Source organism: Bradyrhizobium sp. Rc2d, assembly GCF_900099855.1.
Lineage (GTDB): Bacteria > Pseudomonadota > Alphaproteobacteria > Rhizobiales > Xanthobacteraceae > Bradyrhizobium.
The window spans coordinates 19,597-37,011 of record NZ_FNCU01000028.1 but is presented as its reverse complement, the minus strand read 5'-3'; the positions used below and the strand labels follow the sequence as shown (position 1 = coordinate 37,011).

13 protein-coding genes and 1 pseudogene are annotated in these 17,415 nt (G+C 63.4%); 3 read left to right on the top strand and 11 right to left on the bottom strand.

Annotation, left to right across the window (positions count from 1 at the left end):
- Positions 1-8 precede the first annotated feature (8 nt).
- Both BLV07_RS28745 and BLV07_RS28740 read right to left on the bottom strand, forming a co-directional pair.
- On the bottom strand, positions 9-2,213 hold the full coding sequence (locus tag BLV07_RS28745) for an amylo-alpha-1,6-glucosidase (protein ID WP_091892697.1): 2,205 nt from the start codon (positions 2,211-2,213) through the stop codon (positions 9-11).
- 56 nt (positions 2,214-2,269) lie between these two features.
- The gene (locus tag BLV07_RS28740; protein ID WP_091892695.1) at positions 2,270-4,033 is read right to left on the bottom strand and encodes an ABC transporter ATP-binding protein; all 1,764 of its coding nucleotides are present in this window, start codon (positions 4,031-4,033) and stop codon (positions 2,270-2,272) included.
- On the opposite strand from BLV07_RS28740, the gene BLV07_RS47830 reads away from it, so the two are divergent.
- Together BLV07_RS47830 and BLV07_RS28735 are read left to right on the top strand one after the other, a co-directional pair.
- A complete protein-coding gene (locus BLV07_RS47830; protein ID WP_176945818.1) occupies positions 3,956-4,153 on the top strand; it encodes a hypothetical protein in 198 nt (65 codons plus the stop codon). The genes BLV07_RS28740 and BLV07_RS47830 overlap by 78 nt on opposite strands.
- A gap of 159 nt (positions 4,154-4,312) precedes the next feature.
- A complete protein-coding gene (locus BLV07_RS28735) occupies positions 4,313-5,383 on the top strand; it encodes a glycosyltransferase family 4 protein (RefSeq protein WP_091892693.1) in 1,071 nt (356 codons plus the stop codon).
- Between the two features lie 192 nt (positions 5,384-5,575).
- Here the strand turns inward: BLV07_RS28735 and BLV07_RS28730 are convergent, their stop codons facing one another.
- The 5 genes and pseudogenes from BLV07_RS28730 to BLV07_RS28715 all read right to left on the bottom strand — a co-directional run bounded on the left by BLV07_RS28730 (position 5,576) and on the right by BLV07_RS28715 (position 11,805).
- Positions 5,576-7,504 carry an alkyl/aryl-sulfatase gene (locus BLV07_RS28730; protein ID WP_091892690.1) on the bottom strand — a complete coding sequence of 643 codons (1,929 nt, stop codon included), beginning with the start codon at positions 7,502-7,504 and terminating at the stop codon, positions 5,576-5,578.
- 198 nt (positions 7,505-7,702) lie between these two features.
- Complete coding sequence (locus BLV07_RS50135; RefSeq protein ID WP_244551238.1) at positions 7,703-8,983, bottom strand: TRAP transporter large permease; 1,281 nt, start codon at positions 8,981-8,983, stop codon at positions 7,703-7,705.
- Positions 8,984-9,199: 216 nt separating this feature from the next.
- Positions 9,200-9,679: pseudogene (locus BLV07_RS50130) on the bottom strand (TRAP transporter small permease); the annotation flags it as partial.
- 155 nt (positions 9,680-9,834) lie between these two features.
- On the bottom strand, positions 9,835-10,836 hold the full coding sequence (locus tag BLV07_RS28720) for a DctP family TRAP transporter solute-binding subunit (RefSeq protein ID WP_091892686.1): 1,002 nt from the start codon (positions 10,834-10,836) through the stop codon (positions 9,835-9,837).
- A 198-nt stretch (positions 10,837-11,034) separates the two neighbouring features.
- Complete coding sequence (locus BLV07_RS28715) at positions 11,035-11,805, bottom strand: methyltransferase domain-containing protein (RefSeq protein ID WP_091892683.1); 771 nt, start codon at positions 11,803-11,805, stop codon at positions 11,035-11,037.
- A gap of 143 nt (positions 11,806-11,948) precedes the next feature.
- Between BLV07_RS28715 and BLV07_RS28710 the strand changes: the two genes are divergently transcribed.
- On the top strand, positions 11,949-12,692 hold the full coding sequence (locus tag BLV07_RS28710) for an SDR family NAD(P)-dependent oxidoreductase (protein ID WP_091892681.1): 744 nt from the start codon (positions 11,949-11,951) through the stop codon (positions 12,690-12,692).
- A gap of 286 nt (positions 12,693-12,978) precedes the next feature.
- Here BLV07_RS28710 and BLV07_RS28705 read toward each other — a convergent pair whose 3' ends face one another.
- From BLV07_RS28705 to BLV07_RS28690, 4 genes are all read right to left on the bottom strand, one after another.
- A complete protein-coding gene (locus tag BLV07_RS28705) occupies positions 12,979-13,593 on the bottom strand; it encodes a DsrE family protein (RefSeq protein ID WP_244551237.1) in 615 nt (204 codons plus the stop codon).
- Between the two features lie 26 nt (positions 13,594-13,619).
- The gene (locus tag BLV07_RS28700) at positions 13,620-14,249 is read right to left on the bottom strand and encodes a hypothetical protein (RefSeq protein ID WP_244551236.1); all 630 of its coding nucleotides are present in this window, start codon (positions 14,247-14,249) and stop codon (positions 13,620-13,622) included.
- Positions 14,246-15,229, bottom strand: coding sequence for a TAXI family TRAP transporter solute-binding subunit (locus BLV07_RS28695; protein WP_502690239.1), 984 nt, complete (start codon positions 15,227-15,229; stop codon positions 14,246-14,248). Before BLV07_RS28695 ends, BLV07_RS28700 begins: the two co-directional genes overlap by 4 nt.
- A gap of 123 nt (positions 15,230-15,352) precedes the next feature.
- Positions 15,353-16,945 (bottom strand): coiled-coil domain-containing protein, encoded by a 1,593-nt coding sequence (locus BLV07_RS28690; protein ID WP_143035513.1) that lies wholly within the window; start codon positions 16,943-16,945, stop codon positions 15,353-15,355.
- Between the last annotated feature and the right edge of the window lie 470 nt (positions 16,946-17,415).

Here is a 17,415-nt window from a genome sequence, read left to right as displayed (position 1 = left end):
GCGCGCCGCTAGCGCGCCAGCACGATCGAGACCTGGATCTGGCCGCGCGTGCGCAACACCTCCAGCGCCACGTCGTCGCCGTGGCGGCTGACGCGCAGATCCACGCTGGACCCGCCCAGCCGCAGATCGCGCAGGATCACCTCGTTCAGAAACGTCGGCAGATGCGGATTGCGCAGGCGAATCTCACAGCGTGCCACGTCGAACTCGATGCCCAGCGCCGCCTCCAGCAGCGTGAACGACGTCGCGCTGGCCCAGGCCTGCGGCGCACAGGCGACCGGATAGAGCGTCGGGCCGCGCCGCTTCTCGCGCCGGAAGCCGCAGAACAATTCGGGCAGCCGGCGCAGGTCCATATAGGTCGCCGCGTCGAACAGCCCCTTGAAGACATGTGCCACCGAATGCTTGAGGCCGTAGCGCGCGAGCCCGAGCGCGATCAGCGCGTTGTCGTGCGGCCAGATCGAACCGTCATGATAGGACATCGGGTTGTAGCGCACCTCGCTCTGCGCGACGGTGCGGATGCCCCAGCCCGAGTAGAAATGCGGTCGCATCAGATCGGCGGCGACGAGACGGGCACGATCCTCGCGGATCATGCCGCTGAACAGCACCTGCCCGGCATTCGAGGTCCGCACCTTGCAGGGACGCTTCCTGCCGTCGAGGGCGAGCGCATAGGTGCCGAGCTCCTCACACCAGAACGCCTTCTCGAAGCGCTCGGCCAGCGCCTTGGCTTCGGCCTCGAGCTGGCGCACGCGGTCCGGCTTGCCGAGCCGCAGCGCGCAGCGCGCAGCGAGCTGCTTGGCCGCGTAGACGTAGCCCTGGACCTCGGCGAGCGCGATGTTGCCTTCCGCGAGCTGGCCGTCGGCATGGAAGATCGCGTCGTAGGAATCCTTCCAGCCCTGGTTGGCCAGCCCCTTCTCCGTCGCGCGCTGGTATTCGACGAAGCCGTCCTGATCGGGATCGCCAGGACCGTCGATCCAGGCGAGCCCCGCTTCGATCGCCGGCCACAGCTCGATCAACGTGGCCTCGTCTCCAGTGCGCTCGAAATAGCTTCCGGCGAGCAGGACGAACAGCGCGGTCGAATCGACGCTGCCGTAATATTGGGAGAACGGCACCTCGCCCAGCGCCGCCATCTCGCCGCCGCGCATCTCGTGCAGGATCTTTCCAGGCGCGGCGTCGGCGAGCGGATCGATCGCCTTCGCCTGGAAATGCGCGAGCCGTCTGAGCACGCCCTTGGCAACGCGCGGATCGATCCAGAGCATCTGTAGCGCAGTGATCAGGCCGTCGCGGCCGAACGTCGTCGAGTACCAGGGTATGCCGGCATAGGGATAACGCCCCTGCGGGGTCTCCGTCATCAGCATGTTGAGGTCGGCCATGGCCTGACACAGCACCTCGTTGAAGATGTTGTTGGAGGTCTCGATGCTGGCGGCGCCCATGGTCGACTGCCGCATCTCGCGGCGGTGGGCCAGGAGGCCCTGGAAGAACCGCGCCGGCTTTTCCGTCACCGGCCGGTTGCAGGAGACGGCGACGAACAGCGATCTGGCCTCGTGCGGGTCGAGCTCGAGCTGCCATGTCGCGGCATTGACTGACAGCCGCGTCGGGCGCGGGTCGAAATGCAGGCCGGTGGTGCGCTCGGCGTCGTCGAGGCCGCGATACCCGAACAGCACGTCGGTCGGGCCGAGCAGCCGGCTCGTGCCCGTCCCGCGGCGCGGGCGCCGCTCGCCGCGGACCTCGAACAGGTCGGCGAAGTCGTTGTCGAACAGCAGCGTCAACTCGAAGCTGGCGCGCGCGTCGCCGTGGTTCTGCACGCCGATGCGTTGATAGGCTGCACCGCGCCACAGGAAGATCGTGCGCACGATGTGCAGCAGATCCTTTTGGAACACGAGGCGGCCCTGACGGTAGATGTCGGGATTGGTCAGATCGACTGTCAACGCCGAATTGTCGTCGCGCAGGTTCGAGCCGAGCAGCAGCGGCTGGAGATCGTCGAGCACGAGCTCCAGCCGCGCCAGATAGCGCGTGTCGTGGTGAAACAGCCCGTCCGGCCCGCCCGCCGAAGCGCCGATGTCGCCATGGCTGTCGAGCACGATGAAGGTATCGTCGTGCTTGAGGGACCGCCGCGGCCGGGCGGCGGGTCCCGTCATCGGAATGTAGAACGTCTGCTCCGCGACGGCTTCGGCCGTCTGCGATATCGAAATGATCTGGGTTACGGTTTCGGCTGCCATGAGCTGCTCCCCTGCGCCTTGATTCGAAACGCAACCAACGAACGCGCCTGCTGGATCTACGCGGCGAACTTCGAGAGCCGGCTCATCTCCTGCGTCACCAGCTCACGGTAGGGACCGTGAGCCTGCATCAGCCGGTCGGGCGCGCCGTCCTCGATGATCTTACCGGCCTTGAGCACCACCACGCGATCAAAATTGCGCAGCGTCGCCAGGCGGTGCGCGATCGCAATCACCGTGCGGCCGCGCATCAGCCGCGACAGCGCCTCGCGGATCGCCTCCTCGGATTCGCTGTCAAGCGCTGCGGTCGCCTCGTCGAGCAGCAGGATCGGCGCGTCCTTGAGGAAGGCGCGCGCAATCGCGATGCGTTGGCGCTGGCCGCCCGACATCTTCACACCGCGGTCGCCGACCATGGTGTCGAGACCGTCGGGCAGGCTCTCGACGAAATCGCAGCGCGCCGCGATCGCCGCGCGCAGCACCTCGTCATCGGTCGCGTTCGGGCGACCATAGCGGATATTCTCGCGGATGGAACGATGAAACAAGGAGATATCCTGCGGCACGACTGAGATCGCCTCGCGCAGGCTCAGCTGCGTCACCTTCGAGATGTCCTGTCCGTCGATGGTGATGCTGCCCTCGTCGGTATCGTAGAAGCGCTGGAGCAGCGTGAACAGCGTCGATTTGCCGCCGCCGGACTGGCCGACCAGACCGACGCGCTGGCCGGGCTGCAGGCGCAGGCTGAACCGCTCAAAGATCTTCTCGCCGCCGGGATAGCCGAAGGTGACGTTGTTGTACGCGATCGCAGCGCCGCTCTTGACGAGAGGCTCGGCCTCGGGGTGATCGCGCAGCTCGTGCGGCACCAGCAGCGTGGCGATCGCCTCGGTCAGCCGCGCGACGTGCTGGGTGACGTCGACCAGCGCCACCGCGAGGTCGCGCGTGGCATTGAGAATGGATAGGCCAAGGGTGCAGACCAGCACGACGTCGCCGGTGGTCGCCTCGCCCCGCTGCCACAACGTGATCGCCCAGGCCATCAGCGCCACCGTCAACACGACGGTCACACCGGCATGCGTGAGCCGCAGCTTCTCCAGATAGCGCAGGCTGCGGCCGCGCGCGGTGAGCTCCCGGTTCACCGTCGCATCGAACCGCTCATGCTCGTGGCTGATGCCGCAGAAAGCGCGCACCAGCGGCATGTTGCTGATCACGTCGATCATCTCGCCGTCGACCACCGCGGCCTTGTCGGCGAAATCGTCATGCAGCGGCTTGCCGGCGGCGGCCAGGTGGAACATCGCGATCACCATGCCACCCGCGATCACGATCAGGCCGAGCGCCATATAGGGACTCACGGTTCCAATCAGCATGATTGCCGCAACTGTGGCAATGCAGGGCGGCAGCACGTTCCAGACGAACATGTTCTCGACCGTGAACACCGCGTTCGAGGTCGCCGTGATGCGGCTCGTCAGCATGCCCGGCATGCGATCGGAGAAGTAGCTCGGCGCGTGACCGGTCAGATGACGAAATATGTCACGGCGTAAATCACCCGTGACCCGGACGAAGGTGAAGCTCGCTGTCCAGCTCGCGATCCGCCACAGGAAGTTGTCGGCGGTGATCAGCGACATGAGTAAAATGAATGCCAGCCATACGCTGCCACCATGTGATGGTCCGGCGGACAGACTATCGACCAGGGATTTGACGCCATACTGCGTGCCCACGGAGCAGGCAACGGCTGCCACGACAGCGGTCAGGATCACCAGATGCGACGCAAGACGACGCCGGAGATAGCGCAGGACAAAAGCAAATGGCCTGCGCGCGTATCCAGAAAGCTGATCCATGTGGCTACCGACCCCGTCGTGATGATTTTCGGATGTTGTTTACCGATCGAACTGAACATCGACCGCTTCGCCTCGGTTCCCGGGCCGGGCGATCACGACATGCGGATGCGGACGATCTGAGAAGATGTGATGGCAGCATCGAGACGGCCCCGCACGTGTCGAATATGTAACGTTTGGAGGAAGGAACTTCGCAAGTGCGGGAACGTTCCCTTGTCTGGCATTGCCGGTGCCGTACTGGCGGGGGCTCTTCGATCATGATCGCACAAAGGAGATGGTGAGATGCGCATCGCGCAGGTTGCTCCGTTGACGGAGGCTGTTCCACCCAAGCTGTATGGCGGCACCGAGCGGGTGGTGCATTGGTTGACGGAAGAGCTGGTGGCCCTTGGACACGATGTGACGCTGTTCGCCAGCGGCGACTCGCAAACCTCGGGAAAGCTGGATGCGTTATGGCCGCGGGCGCTCCGTCTCGACGGTTCCGTGCGCGATCCCAATGCGCTGCACATGGTGCTCCTGGAGCGGGTGCGGCAGAAATGTGACGATGAGGAGTTCGACTTCCTCCACTTCCATCTGGACTATTACCCGTGGTCGCTCTTCCACCGGCAGCCGACGCCGTTCGTGACCACGCTGCACGGCCGGCTGGACCTGCCGGAGCACCAGCCGGTCTTCAACACCTTCACCAAGATGCCCGTCATTTCGATCTCCAATGCGCAGCGCCGCCCGGTGCCGCAGGCAAGCTGGGTGACGACGATCCACCACGGCCTGCCGGAGAACCTGCTGACGCCGAAGCCGGCTCGCCAAGAATATCTCGCCGTGCTCGGCCGCATCGCGCCGGAGAAAGGTGTCGACCGCGCCATCAAGATCGCGACCCATTGCGGCATCCCGCTGAAGATCGCCGCCAAGGTCGATCGCGCCGACCAGGATTACTATGACGAGCTGATCCGGCCGATGATCGAGAACAATCCGCTGGTGGAGTTCATCGGCGAGATCAGCGATCACGAGAAATCGGACTTCCTGAGCGGCGCGCTCGGCCTCTTGCTGCCGATCGACTGGCCGGAGCCGTTCGGCCTCGTGATGATCGAAGCCATGGCCTGCGGAACGCCGGTCGTCGCCTTCAACCGCGGCTCGGTGCCGGAGATCATTGACGAAGGCCTGACCGGCTTCGTGGTCGAGGACGTCATCAGCGCGGCAGGAGTGATCAAGCGCCTGCCGCAGCTCGACCGCGCCGCGATCCGCAAGCAGTTCGAGACGCGCTTCACGGCGCGGCGCATGGCACTGGACTATCTCGCCGCGTATCGCAGCCTGACCGAGGAACAAGCACCGCGGATCAAGCTGGTGAGCAGCGCGGAGTAGATTTTCTACACCGCCAGTGGAAGTGCCCTCTCCCCTTGTGGGAGAGGGCTCAAGAACCAAGCGGCACAGTCGCTTGGGTGAGGGGTTGCTTCCGCATAGAAAAGTTTCTCCGTGGAAAGAGACCCCTCATCCGGCGCTTCGCGCCACCTTCTCCCACAAGGGGAGAAGGGAAGAAGCCGACACCGCGCTTCCCTACACCACGCCCGTCCGCTTCGGCTCGACGATCTCGAACATGCGCGGGAATTCGTCCATCAGGCCCATCAGCTCGGCGAGCCGCATCGGATTGCCTGAGAGCTTGATCTTGCCGGCGGCGACCGCTTCCGGAAAGTTGGTCTGTTTCGCGATGACTTCGTCGAGCGTCGAGCGTGCCAGCGTGAAGCTGGCATCGGCGCCCTCCGCCTGCACGCCCTCGGTATAGGTCAGCGCAGAGTTTTCCAAATTGAGAACGAAGGTCTCGCCGGTGTCGGAAAAACGCCAGTTCAGCACGATGTGCTTGCCCTCCGCTTTCGGGCCGTTGAGGCGGATGCCGAGCACGTCCCAGAGCTGCGAGGTGCGCAATGCGGCCAGCGTCTCGCGCGGCATCGGCGGGCGCGCCGACACCTTTGGCATGCCCTGGCGCAATTCCTGGGCACCGAACAGATAGGCGTTGCGCCAGGTCGCGCTTTCGGCGGCATAACCGAGCTGCTCGAGCGTATCCGCCAGCAACGCGCGCGCCGCCTGATTGTCCGGCTCGGCGAAGACGAGATGGCCGAGCGCTTGCACGATGAAACGAAACTCGCCCTTGTCGAAATCCGTCCGCGCCCGCGCCAGAATGGCATCCGCGCCACCCATGTACTCGACATACTTCCTGCCTGATTCAACCGGCGGCAGCGGGTCGAGATTGACCGGATTGGCGTCGTACCAGCCGAGATATTTCTGGTAGATCGCCTTCACGTTATGCCGGATGTGGCCGTAATAGCCGCGGCCGTGCCAGGCAGCCTCCAGGCTCTTCGGCAACTGGATCGTTTCGGCGATCTCGGCGGCGGTGAGGCCGTGGTTCATCAGGCGGATGGTCTGGTCGTGCGCGAATTTGTAGAGGTCGCGCTGCTGCCGGATCATGGTGCCGATCCGATCCCTCCCCCACACCGGCCAGTGATGCTGGCCGCACATCGCCTCGGCCTTGCCGTCCCAGAGCAGCAGGGCCTCGCCCAGATATTTCGACCAGGCCAGCGCGTCGCGCACATCGGCGCCGCGGAACGGCAGCAGATTGTGGAAATTGTGGGTGCAGTTCTCGGCGAGGTTCAGAAGCCTGTAGCGCGGGACGAAGAAATGCATCTCCGCCGGCGCTTCGCTGTTGGGCGCCATCTGGAATTCGAACTCGACGCCGTCGATGACGCGCCTCTCGCCGGTGGCCATGATCAAATCGGTCGGGCGCAGCAGCGCGACCGAGCCTGCCGCCATCGACTTGCCGAGGCCGCAATCCACCTGCCCGCGCACGCCCTTGGCGAGGAACGGTCCGAACTGGTACTGCGCCCGGCGCAGCATCGCCGGTCCAGCGATGATGTTCTCGGAGACGGCGTGCTCCATGAACAGGTTCGGCGCGATGATCGGCACGCGGCTAGTCGCCAGCGCATCCTCCTCCAGCACGCCGCGCGCGCCGCCCCAATGATCGGTGTGGGTGTGCGTGAAGATGACGGCCGCGACCGGGCGCTTGCCCCGGTGCCTGAAGTAGAGATCGAGCGCGGCGCGCGCGCCCTCGATCGAGGTCAGGGTATCCACGACAATGACGCCACTGTCGCCCTCGATCAGCGTCATGTTAGCGATGTCGAGCCCGCGCACCTGATAGACGCCGGGCACGACCTCGAACAGGCCGTGATGCATGTTGAGCCGCGACTGCCGCCACAGGCTCGGATTGACGGTGGGCGGCGCTTCTTGCTCGGCGAGGAAGCCATAGGGCGCAAGGCTCCAGACCGTCCGCCCCTGCGGATGTGTGACCGTCGCATTCTCGATCGTGCCGAGAAAGCCGCGCGCCGCGTCGTCGAAATCCCGCGTGTCGGAGAACGGCAGCGCGTTCAGCATGGCCTCGTGTTGCGCGATGACGGACGGCGTTGCGCTTTTCGGCTCGCTGCTGTGTTCTGTCATTTCTGTTCTCCGGCCTGTCGCGGCCATCTAACCGCATCTCGCGGTTGATTGCCATCGGAGGAAGGAGCGAACCGTAGCCCGGATGGAGCGAAGCGCAATCCGGGGTTTCGATCCAGACGCGGGAAAGTCCCGGATTACGCTTGCGCTCCATCCGGGCTACGATTTGCCCTCTCCCCAGAACGAGACGGGGTTAAGCCGCTACATCCCCAGCAGCGTCGGCAGCCACAACGACAGGCCGGGCCAATAGGTCACGATCACCAGGAACGTCAGCATGGTCAGGAGCCACGGCCACACCGCGACCGTGAGCTCGGTGATGCCCATCTTGGCGATGCCTGAGGCGACGTAGAGATTGAGGCCGACGGGCGGATGGCACAGCCCGACCTCCATGTTGACGGTCATCAGGATGCCGAAATGGATCGGGTCGATGCCGAGCTTGACCGCGACCGGAAACAGGATCGGCGCCATGATCAGGATGATCGAGGACGGCTCCATCACGTTGCCCGCCAGCAGCAGCAGCAGGTTGACGACGAGCAGGAAGCCGATCCACCCCAGCCCCTGGTCGATCATCCATTGCGCCAGCGCCTGCGGCACGTTCTCGTAGGTCATCAGGAACGAGAACAGCACGGCGTTGGTGATGATGTAGAGCAGCATCGCCGAAAGGTTCGCCGATGACAGCAGCACCCGCGGCACGTCGCGCAGCTTCAGATCCTTGTAGATGAACACTGCGACGATGAAGGCGTAGACCGCGCTGACGGCCGCAGCTTCGGTCGGCGTGAACAAGCCGCTGTAGATGCCGCCGATCACGATCACGATCAGCAGGATGCCCCACATCGACTTGCGGAACGCATCCAGACGCTGGAGGAACGTGGCCTTCGGCATTCGCGGATAGTCGTTGCGCCAGGCACGATAGAACGTCGTGGCGCCGAGCAGCGTGGCGAGGACGAATCCCGGCACGATGCCGGCGATGAAGAGCTTACCGACCGAGCTGTTGGTGGAGACGGCGTAGAGAACCATCGGGATCGACGGCGGAATGAGAATGCCGAGCGAGCCGGAGGTCGTGATCACCCCAGCCCCGAACCGCTTCGGAAACCCTTGCGCGACCATCGCAGGCAGGATCACCGAACCGATCGCCACCACGGTCGCCGGCGAGGAGCCGGAAATTGCCGCGAACAGCGCGCAAGCGACCACGCCCGACAAAGCGAGACCGCCGTACCAATGGCCGACCAGCGCGGTCGCGAACGTGATCATCCGGCGCGCCACGCCGCCATGAGTCAGGAAGTTGCCGGCAAGGATGAAGAACGGGATCGCCATGATCTCGAAATTCTCGATGCCGGTGAACAGCTTCAGCGCCACCGATTCCGTTCGCACATCGGTCAGCGTGAACATGAAGCTGAGCACGGTCAGGCCCAGCGCGATCGAGATCGGCATGCCCGTCAGCATCAACGAGAGTAGAAGTGCGAACACGATGACGACGCGCAGGCCATGCGGCAGCGTGATGACGTGGCCGGCATGCGCAAAGCACAGGGCGACGATCAGGACCGGCAGCAGCATCAGGATCCAGCCGAGCGGGCTGCGCTCGTCCCGGACGACCTGGCTGGGTGTCACCGGGGCCGGATGCACCGGGTCCGCCTCGACGCCCTCGACGCCCGCCATGTCGTGATGCGGCAGCTCGCCGGTGCGGTAGAACGACCACGCGACCTGGAGGAAGCGGAAGCACATCAAGCCGGAGCCGAGCGGGATGGTGAGATACACCACCCACATCGGCGCTTCGAGATCGTTGGACTGCTGGCCGGTCTGCCACATCTGGCTGACAAACGCGGCGCCGAAATAGCTCACGATGGCGGTGAAGAGCGCGCCGCACAACAGCCCGAAGGTGATGACGCGGCGGCGCGATCCGCCCGGAAGGATGTTGACGAGCACGTCGACGCCGACATGGATGCCGGTGCGCACGCCGTAGGCGGCGCCGAACTTCGCCATCCAGATGAACATGTAAATGCAGAGCTCTTGCGCCCAGGACAGGTCGAGCGAGGCAAGCCAGCTGAACGTCGCGCGCGCGGGAACGGCGAGGAAGGCCAGATTGCGGGCCTCCGCCCATCTGGCGATATCGATCGACAGGCCGGCGCCGTAACGATGCAGCACCGCGACGAAGATGAGCGACGTCGCAGCCGCGATCATCGTCGCGATCAGCCATTCCTCGAGATGATCGAGCACACGGTTCAGCACACGCAGCAACTTGGTCCCCCCAGCATTGGCTCGTCCATTCAAGAGCGAAACGGCCGGGAGTGCGATTACCCCCGACCGTTGTTATTGTTCTTAGTAGGGCGCGGCCGTCAGTTCATCTTGACGTCGAGTTCCTTGGCGAGGAGATCGAGCACCTCCTGCCCGACCCGTCCCTTCGCCCATTTGTAGGTCGGCTGCATCGCCTCCTGCCACACCTTGCGATCGGCGTCGGTGAGATAATGCAGATTGGTCTTGCCCAGCTTCTTGATCTCGGCCAGCGCGTCCTCGTTCTCCTGGCGCGCGATCGAGTTGGTGTAGTCGGTCGCCTCCGCCATCGCCTTGTCGAGCTGGGTGCGGATGTCGGGCGGCAGGCCCGACCAGAATTTCGCGTTGACGATGACGGCATATTGCAGATGCGCGTGATAGGACACGGTGATGTCCTTCTGCACCTCGTAGAACTTCTGCGTCAGGTAGTTGGACGCCGTGTTCTCGCAGCCGTCGACCACGCCCGTCTGCAGCGCCTGGTAGACTTCGGAGAACGCCATGATCTGCGGGATCGAACCCATGATGCGAAGATATTGGTCGGCGATCTTCGATCCGGAGATGCGGAATTTAAGCCCCTGGAAATCGGTCGGCTTCAGCAAGGGGCGGTTGGCGGAGAGCATGTGGAAGCCGTTGTCCCAATAAGCGAGCCCGGTGATGCCCTTGGCCTCGAGCTTCTGGAACAGCCATTTGCCGACCGTGCCCTTCATCGCGTTGGCGTAGGTCTGGTCATCCCTGAACAGCCATGGCAGGTCGAGCGCCTCGAACTCCTTGACGCCGAGCGGCGCGAATTTCGCGGTCGACGGCGCGAGCATCTGCACCGAACCGAGCTGAAGCGCCTCGATCTCCTCCTTGTCCTTGTAGAGCGTGGAGTTCGGGTAGACTTCGACCTTGACCTTGCCGTCGGTGTACTTCTCGGCGAGCTCCTTGAACTTCAGCGCGCCCTTGCCCTTCGGGGTGTCATTGGCGACGACGTGGCTGAACTTGATGACGATGGGATTCTGGGCCTGGGCGACGGCAGGGACCAACAGAATAGCCGTGGCGGCGACTGCAAGAAGCAGCTTGCGCATGAAGTAACCTCCCAACAACCTGTCTAAACTGGGTCTTTTTGTTTTTCAGGTCAGTAGTGGCAGCAATCCGCCACCCGAACAACTAGACCTAAGCCCAATTTGCCGCAGCCAAGCTAACTTGACCGCTGCCAGATGCGCAACCCGGCGCCCGCTTCAGTCCAAGGAAACGAGCGCTTTTGCCGCATTGCGGCAGTGCCATTAGCCTTTGCGCTGGGCGACTATGAAGAGGCGCCGGAACGGGAACAGCGTCTGCCCCGCCGCATTCTTCGGGTAGGCCTTTGCGACCCGCATCCCATAGGCGGCTTCGAACGCAGCCTTCTCATCACCCTGCAAGACATCGAGATAGCGCGTCAACCAGGTCCCCTTGGTCCATTCCTTCACCGGGTTCTCGCCTTCGAGCACTTGCAGATATTCAGTTTCCCAGATGTCGATATTCTGCGAGAGCGGCGCGAGCAGGTCGTGATAGAAGGCCGGCCCTTCGACCGGCGGCGGGGTGACGAGATGCTCGACCTTGGACCGCCAGGGACCGTTCAGCGCGGTCTCGCCGATCAGCACATGCGACGGCGCGGTAAAATTGCGCGGCATCTGCACCGCAAGCATGCCCCCACGCGTCACCTTCTCCATCACCGACGGAAACAGTGCCGCATGATTGGGCAGCCAGTGCAGTGCGGCATTGGAATAGATCAGGTCATACTGCTTCGCTGGACGCCAATGGCCGAGATCCTCATGCGACCATTCCACGTCGGGCGCGGCCTTGCGGCCGGCCGCGACCATCTCGGCCGAACCCTCGACGCCGGTCACGGTGGCATCCGGCCAGCGCTCCCTGATCAGTTTTGTCACGTTGCCGGCGCCGGCGCCGAGATCGGCGATCGCGCGTGGGCCGAAATCCGGAATCCGCATCAACAGGTCGACGGCGGGCCGGAGCCGGTGGCCGGAGAACTTCAGATATTGCTGCGGGTCCCAGACCATCGCTGATGCCTTTTCTTTTTCGTGTTTCCTTCGCCGAAGCTCTTGGTTACCACTGCTCGTCCCGGTCGGGCAATTCGCAAAGCCCGCGGGACGGGGCAGGAAACGAAAGCAACAGCCAAGAAACAACAAGAGAGCGTGTGACCATGGACCTCGGGCTCAAATCGAAAACCGCAGTCGTCACGGGCGCAAGCATCGGCATCGGCCGCGCCATCGCCAAGGGCCTTGCTGCCGAAGGCGTGCGCGTCGTTGGCGTCGCGCGGCGGACCGATCTGCTCGCCGAGCTGGTGAAAGAGGTCGGCGGCGGGCTGATAACGCCGTTCGAGCAGGACGTGATGGCGAAGGACGCGGCGGAGAGGATCGCGGCGTTTGCAATCAAGGAGCTCGGCCATGTCGACATCCTCGTCAACAATGCCGGCGGCAGCCGCCCCCTCCCCGTCGATGCGCCCGACAGCAAATGGGACGAGGCGATCGCGCTGAACTTCACCAGCTACCGCCGTATCGCACATGCGCTGCTGCCGCAGATGATCGAACGCAAATGGGGCCGCATCGTCAACATCACCGGCAAGTCCGAGCCGGAAGGCCTCAACGCCGCCTTCGCCGCGAAAGCCGCCGTGCACGCCTGGGCCAAGGGCTTGTCGCGCGAGATCGGCGCGCACGGCATCACCATCAACTGCATCCCGCCCGGCCGCATCATGAGCGAGCAGATCCGCCGCAACTACCCGCCGGATTATCGCGAGCGCTTCGCGGAGGAAGAGATCCCGGTCGGCTATTGGGGCGAGCCGGAGGATCTGGCCGCGCTCGCAGTGTTCCTGGCCTCACCGGTGGCGCGCTACATTACGGGCACGGTGATCCCGGTGGATGGAGGCTTGCGGAGATACCAGTTTTAGGGGCGGGCTCAAGAATCCGCTCGCGCGCGAACGCATGCCATGTCCGGTTTGCCGGCAGGGCTATCGCGTATGATCTCTTGGAGCCGCCTGAGCAAGCGCCTCGTTCTTCGAGACGACCGCTTCCAGCGGTCTCCTCAGGATGAGGCTAATTGGCATCGAGGCCGTTGAAACTGCTTCCGCACACTCCGCCCTCATCCTGCGGAGCCCGCCAAAGCGGGCGTCTCGAAGGATGGGCCGCAGGGAATCCGCTTCCCATATGCGATTGCTCTGGGTTTGCCGCCGGACCTCACGGTTTGACGTAGCTCCAGCCCTGCTCCTGCAGCTCCATGACGCGGACGACACCGGATTTGACGACCGTGGCCTGTGGAATCAGGTTGATATCCTTGTTCTCCGCCTTGCGCATGTTTTCCTGGGTGTTGCCGCAAGCTTTGAAGGAGATTTCGGGATGGCTCATCGCGAGCACCTCGATGCGCGGCTTTACCGGCGAGGTGTCATCGCGCAGCATGTGAAGGCCAGGACCGAAAGTGACGACCTCGATCGACACTGGTTCACCGAGATCGCGGTAGTATTGCGCGACGTTGGTCGCATTGTTGAGTGTGAGGTTCATCATCGCAGGTTCGTTGGAATTGACCTGCAGTATCAGCCGATGCGGCTTCCTGGCGCTCTCGGCTTTCGTCGCCAGAGCCATCTTCGTGTTGTTCGCAGGATCCTGCTTGATCGCCTGATTCTGCGCCGGCTTGCTCACCTGCTTCTGTCGAGCCGGATGCTTCGGGTTGCTCGCTTGGCTCTTCTCACGCACCTGCGGAATCAACTGGTTGTCCTGCTGCGCCGCGCTTGGTCCGATCAGAAGCAGCATCGCCAGTCCGCTGATGACTGCCATCGCCCATTTTGGATTGATCATCTTGTATCTCCCATTTTCCCTGCCCATCACCTTCCTGGTCTGGCGACGGCATGGGGCCATTTGCATGCAGCCGCCATTTTCTTGCGCACATTTTCGAATCCGCTGAGCTGGAATTGTCCGTCTTGCACCGGACCAGCGCGGGTGAAAAGGCGCACAACGATGTGACCGTCGTCGGGTAGCGAGCTTAGCAACTTTACGACGTCGCCCCCGAAAGCGACGCCGGAGCCGAATGAGGGCGACGATGCCGTGAGTTGCATTGGCGTATCCGCATTCAGCCGAAAAGAGATGACGTATTCGTTGGCACTGCGTGACAGCGCCGGTCCGGTGACTACGACTTCCGTGCGGCCTCTGCGGCAGTGGATTGCGAGTTGCATCGCGGCGCCATCAGAGCCGCTAACGGATGAGGTGGTGGCGGTGACGATCGGCAGATAATCCACCGGCGAAGTGGTCTCGCTGACCAGCCAGCCGTCATCTGCCCCCCGCCGACTTGGCGGAGGGATCTTACGTGATAAGTCTTGCAGACATTCCAGCCGGGCTTGCCCCTCCATCGCCGAACAAGCCCGAAGTGTTTCCATGGGATCGCCAGTGTTTTGCGCGTAAGCGATTCCGCAGGCGACATTCAAGGCGACGGCGAGCCGAGGAGCGGCAGTCTTCATGGCCCCGCCTGTACGCTGCGCGCCTTGCGATCCAGCCATTCCTGCGCGGCTTGGAAGCGGGTAAGCCCGGGAACGGATGCCGCGAGATTGATCGACCGCCATTTCGGATCGAAGCCCGGAGCCTGCAGGCGGTCGATTCGCGAGAACAGGTACTCGACAAGGCGTGCCACACGTTGATAGCGATTGGAGCGTGGCGGCCAGTTGAACGCAACGAGCGCCGTCGGCACCGCGATGGTCGGGACCCGCTCGCCTTGCTTGATCAGATTGGGATACTCATTGGGGTCCAAGGTCGCAGGCAGATAATAGTCCTCGAACTTCCTGTCGTAGTGCACCGGGAGGAACTTGAATCCGGCCTCCCAGCGGCCCTTTACGAAGGCGTCGACGGGTTTCGATGTGATGAACACGACGGCCGACATCTCGCCTTTGCGCATCTGCTCCAGGGCCACTTGATGCGGAATGAATGTCTTGTCGACATCGATGCCGAGACGGCTGAAGATCAGTGGTCCTGAATAGGCAGCTGCGGTGCCCAGGGTATTGAAGTTCACCTTCTTGCCGGCAAGATCCTGCAGGCTCGCGATTTCCGGTCGCACGAAAATGTGCAGCTCGGATGGAAAGAGATTGAGCAGATACGTGATGCGGCTTCGGATCTGCGGTGCCTGAGCCTGATATTCTTCGAGCGCGTCGGAATTTATGATGGCGGTATCGACGCCACGCAAATAGAGCAGCGCATTCAGATTGTCGGTGGCGCCCCGGGTGACGATCGGCAGGAGATGCAGGTCTGCTCCGTCGTCGACGACCCGGGCCATTTCGGCGGCGAGGCGGATCGGCGCGCCCTCGAGCAGGCCGCCGGCGAGCCCGACCGTCCAGGCGTTCATCCGGTCCTTTTCATTCTCTTGCGGGAGCGGCCGTCGGACGAGCTGAGCATCGGCCCTGGTATTTCTCGCGGTTTGCGCTTCCAAGCAGGCCGTTTGAAGCATCATCGCAACCGGCACCAAGCAGGTGAGCAGGAGCAACGAGAGTGACTTTGGCGCCTTGTTCATGTCGTTCTCTTCTGAATCAGCCACCACAACCTTTCGTCCCGCCGAAATGCAACGAGCCCATTCTCAGCGCTGCAGCGCATCCAGCCGTTCCTTCGCTTCGCGAATACCGCCCCGGTATGCCCTGGCGTAGAGCTCTCGCGCCTTGGCCGCTTCGCCGCGCGTTCCATAGGTACCCCAGGCGGACAGAACCGCCGGATCATAGGTCTCCGCGAGCATGAAACTTGCCTGCGCAATGTCCTTCTCGGCCGCGAGCTCGAGGACGATGCGCGCTGCACCGATATTACCCTGATCGAGCAACGCCCTGGCGCGCGGGATCAATCTGGCCGCCGCCTCGTTTTGGTTTGCGGCTGTCGGCGGCTCCGCTGCGGTCACTTCCACGTTCTGCGTCGCCGGCAAGATCGGGGCTTCATTCGCTTGCTCCACCGGAAGGCGCGCATCGGTGGGGGCCCATGCCGATGCACGGTCTCTTTGCTTGGCTTCGGTCGCGCTCCGCTCCTGTTGCAGCGACTGCTGCAGTTCAGCAATCTCTCGGTCTGCGGCCTGTCTCTGCTGCGAGGCCGCATCGTTCGCCTCGCGCAATTGCACGTTCCGGGTTTCGATCTCACGGCGCATTTCGGCGAGTTCTCTCGCCAGTGCGGCGGCGTGCGCCTGGGCTTCTTCGAGAGCGCGACGTTGTTGTTCGGCATTGGCCGTTGCCGCCTTCGCCGCTTTGGCCTCGGCGACAAGGTCGGCGTTCTTCCGCTGCTCATCTTGCAAAGACTGTCGCAGCTCTGCGATCTCCCGCTCCGTCGCCTCCGTTTGTTCCGCGGCCGCAGCTTCCGCCATGAGCGATCCGCGAGGAATTCCGGCGAGTTCGCTCGCGAGTGCGGCGGCGCGTGCCTGCGCCTCGTGGCGTTCTTGCTCCGCGCTCGCCGCTGCTGCCTGCGCGGTGTTCGCCTGCTTCACGAGGAGGCCGCTTCTTTGCCGCTCCTGTTGTAGGGACTGCTGCAGTTCTGCGATCTCTCCCGCCGCCGCCTCTCTCTGCTGCCCGGCCACATCGTCCGCGTTGCGGGATTGTGCCTTACCGGCATCGATCTCGCGGCGGGCTCCGGCAAGTTCGTTCGCGAGCTCGGCGCTGTGGGCTTGCTCCTGTTGAAGTGATTTCCGCAGCTCCTCACCGGCGAGTTCCGCCGTCTGCGTGCGCTGGACTGCCTCGTCGAGCTCTCTGTTCGCCTCGGCCAGCTCGTTGGCGAGCGCTTCAATGCGCGGAGCCTCTTCGTCCAGCCGCGGCTGTGGTCGCACCACGCTTGCCGGCTCCGCCTGCATCAGAGCTCCGGCCGTTTCGCGCTGAAGGAGAGCTAGCGATCCGGTCGTGATTTCCGGCCGCTGATCGAGGCTGAGGGCGCTCTCGTCGCCGGCGCGCGTCATGTCCGGAAAGGGTTGCGCGCGGAATGGCTCGAACACCCCGAGCAAGGAAGCCCCAACGAGGATGACGGGAACAAAAATTGCCACCGCCATAAGCCAACTGCCCGATCGTTCCTCCTCTGGATCGACATCCTCGATCACTGGACACCAATGGGTCGGCGCAGGATTGATTGGAGAGCCGTCCTGCCAGACCCATTTGCCCGCCTCCGATGACCAATGGCCGACCTCAACAGCCCCGGTCGCATCTTCCACCCAGATGCCTTCTCCGTTCCTCGGTGCAGTCTCAATTGGTCGGCGCATGGATCACGCCTCCCTCGACAGCAACTCCAATGGAGCGAATAGCCCGGCCTGTTCGCATGGTTACAGTCCTCGATCAGAACACGCTTAGATCGAAATAACTGTCTATAATGATTAAATAATTAAATATATTAACTATATAATTTTGACCCTGCGCAAAAGTCAAATTAAATCAACCGGTACGGCATGGCCGGCACCAGAGCATCGGCCGAAGCACGTCTGGTCCATCCCGACGGAACTCCAGATCGAAGGCCGCGCCGCGGTCTGGCGCGCTGTTCAACGTCGCCATCAACAGATGAATGCGCGCTCTGTCTTCCCGTTAGGGAAGAGTCCCCTCTCCTGGCGCGGTCGTGCGAATTCATGGGCTAATGGCGAAGTAGATATGCCGCTCGGCCACATCGCAATCGAGATAACAGGCAGGCCCA